Annotated in this window: 1 protein-coding gene; it reads left to right on the top strand. The window is 68.6% G+C overall.

The features are described 5' to 3' along the window. On the top strand, positions 1-3,428 hold a 3,428-nt coding region (locus tag AC1DY2_RS17375), incomplete at its 5' end, for a multifunctional oxoglutarate decarboxylase/oxoglutarate dehydrogenase thiamine pyrophosphate-binding subunit/dihydrolipoyllysine-residue succinyltransferase subunit (RefSeq protein WP_476763550.1). Positions 3,429-3,468: the final 40 nt, after the last annotated feature.

Below are 3,468 nucleotides of genomic sequence, written 5' to 3'. Positions count from 1 at the left end.
CCTCGGTGGCCCCCCGCACGGCGCCCGTGCCGGCCGACGTGCCGATCACGAGCCCGCAGCCCGTCATCGCGGGTGCGCCCCGGGAGGACGAGGTCGTCCCGCTGCGCGGCCTGCCGAAGACCCTCGCCGCGAACATGGACCAGAGCCTCACCGTGCCGACCGCGACGAGCGTGCGCACCGTGCCGGCGAAGCTCATGATCGACAACCGCATCGTGATCAACAACCACCTCCGCCGCAGCCGCGGCGGCAAGGTGTCGTTCACGCACCTCATCGGCTGGGCACTCATCCAGGCGCTGAAGGAGTTCCCGAGCCAGAACGTCTCGTACGCCGAGGTCGACGGCAAGCCCTCGTTGGTGAAGCCCGCCCACATCGGCCTCGGCATCGCCATCGACATCCCCAAGCCCGACGGCACCCGGGCGCTGCTCGTGCCCGCCATCAAGCGCGCCGAGACCATGACGTTCAATGAGTTCCTGAACGCCTACGAAGACCTCGTGCAGCGTGCGCGGCAGAACAAGCTGACCGCTGACGACTTCAAGGGCGCCACGATCTCGCTCACCAACCCGGGCGGGATCGGCACCGTGCACTCGGTGCCCCGGCTCATGAAGGGCCAGGGCTGCATCATCGGCGCCGGCGCCCTCGAGTACCCGGCCGAGTTCCAGGGCTCCTCCGAGAAGACCCTCGCGAACCTCGCCATCGGCAAGACCATCACCCTCACGTCGACCTACGACCACCGCGTCATCCAGGGCGCCGGCTCGGGCGAGTTCCTGAAGAAGGTGCACGAGCTGCTCATCGGGCAGCGCGACTTCTACGAGAACATCTTCGCCGCGCTCCGCCTGCCCTACGAGCCCATCCGCTGGGCGCCCGACATCTCGGTCGACATCGCCAGCGCGATCGACAAGACCGCCCGCGTGCAGGAGCTCATCAACGCGTTCCGCGTGCGCGGCCACCTCATGGCCGACATCGACCCGCTGGAGTACGTGCAGCGATCGCACCCCGACCTCGACATCGCGAGCCACGGCCTCACCTTCTGGGACCTCGACCGCGAGTTCGTCACGGGCGGGTTCGGCGAGAAGCGCACCGCGCTCCTCCGCGACATCCTCGGCGTGCTCCGCGACTCCTACTGCCGCACGATCGGCATCGAGTACATGCACATCCAGGACCCGGTGCAGCGCCGCTGGATCCAGAACGAGGTCGAGCGCAAGTACGAGAAGCCGACCCATGACGAGCAGATGCGCATCCTCGGCAAGCTCAATGAGGCCGAGGCGTTCGAGACGTTCCTGCAGACGAAGTACGTCGGCCAGAAGCGGTTCAGCCTCGAGGGCGGCGAGTCCGTCATCGCCCTGCTCGACGAGATCCTGCAGGGCGCGGCGAAGGACGGCCTCGACGAGGTCGCCATCGGCATGGCGCACCGCGGCCGGCTCAACGTGCTCACGAACATCGGCGGCAAGACCTATGGCCAGGTGTTCCGCGAGTTCGAGGGCAACATGGACGCCAAGGTCTTCTCGGGCTCGGGCGACGTGAAGTACCACCTCGGCACCGAGGGCACGTTCACCGCCGACGACGGCCACCAGATCCCCGTCTCGCTCGCGGCGAACCCGTCGCACCTCGAGGCCGTCGACGGCGTGCTCGAGGGCATCGTGCGGGCCAAGCAGGACCGCAAGCCCATCGGCACCTTCTCGACCCTGCCGATCCTCATCCACGGCGACGCGGCGATGGCCGGCCAGGGCATCGTCGTCGAGACGATGCAGATGTCGCAGCTGCGCGGCTACCGCACGGGCGGCACCATCCACGTGAACATCAACAACCAGGTGGGCTTCACCACGGTGCCGGGCGACGCGCGCTCGTCGATCTACTCGACGGATGTCGCGAAGACCATCCAGGCCCCGATCTTCCACGTGAACGGCGACGACCCCGAGGCGGTCGTGCGGGTGGCCGAGCTGGCCTTCCGCTACCGGCAGGAGTTCAAGCGCGACGTCGTCATCGACCTCGTCTGCTACCGCCGCCGCGGGCACAACGAGGGCGACGACCCCTCGATGACCCAGCCGCTCATGTACAACCTCATCGAGGCGAAGCGCTCGGTGCGCAAGCTCTACACCGAGGCGCTCGTCGGACGTGGTGACATCACCGAGGAGGAGTACGAGGAGGCGCACCGCGACTTCCAGGACCGCCTCGAGCGGGCCTTTGCCGAGACCCACGCCGCGCAGACCGGCGCGATCCCGATCATCGGCGCCACGGAGTCGACGCGTGCCGACGAGGTCGTCTCGGGYGAGCTCGAGACCACCGGCGTCGCGACCGAGGTCGTGCACGCCATCGGCGACGCGTTCGACAACAAGCCCGCCGGCTTCACGGTGCATCCGAAGATCCAGCAGCTGCTCACCAAGCGCTACGACATGAGCCGCAACGGCAAGATCGACTGGGGCTTCGGCGAGCTGCTCGCCCTCGGCTCCCTGCTGCTCGAGGGCACTCCCGTGCGCCTCGCCGGCCAGGACGCCCGCCGCGGCACGTTCGTGCAGCGCCATGCCGTGCTGCACGACCGCATGAACGGCCAGGAGTGGCTGCCGCTGCAGAACCTCTCCGACAACCAGGCCAAGTTCTGGATCTACGACTCGCTGCTGAGCGAGTACGCGGCGATGGGCTTCGAGTACGGCTATTCGGTCGAGCGGGCCGACGCGCTCGTGATGTGGGAGGCCCAGTTCGGCGACTTCGCGAACGGCGCCCAGATCATCATCGACGAGTTCATCTCCTCGGCCGAGCAGAAGTGGGGCCAGCGCTCGAGCGTCGTGCTCCTCCTCCCCCACGGCTACGAGGGCCAGGGGCCCGACCACTCGAGCGCCCGCATCGAGCGGTACCTGCAGCTCTGCGCGGAAGACAACATGACCGTGGCGCGTCCGTCGACGCCCGCGTCGTACTTCCACCTGCTGCGTCGCCAGGCGTACGCGCGTCCGCGTCGGCCGCTCGTGGTCTTCACGCCCAAGGCCATGCTGCGACTCCGCGGCGCGACGAGCGAGGTCGCCGACTTCACGAGCGGCCGGTTCGAGCCGGTCATCGACGACGCCCGCATCGACGACAAGGCGGCCGTCAAGCGGGTCGTGTTCGTCTCGGGCAAGATCTACTACGACCTCATCTCCGAGCTCGAGAAGCACCCGAACCCCGAGATCGCGGTCGTGCGCCTCGAGCAGCTCTACCCGCTGCCGAAGGACGAGCTCAAGACGGTCGCCGACAGCTACCCGAACGCCGAGCTCATGTGGGCGCAGGACGAGCCCGAGAACCAGGGCGCGTGGCCGTACTTCATCATCGAGACGAACAAGCTTGGCCCGCGCCCGGTCGCGGTCGTCGCCCGTGCCGCCGCGGCCTCGCCGGCGACCGGCTCGGCCAAGCGCCACGCCGCCGAGCAGGCCGACCTCGTGCGCCGGGCGCTCACGCTGTAGCCCGCCGCACGCAAGCGAACGAAGAGCGGATGCCGCGTGG

This window comes from Agromyces sp. P1_H4 (genome assembly GCF_056405255.1).
Note: the sequence above shows the minus strand (reverse complement) of the source record. Positions and strands in the feature narration are given on the sequence as shown.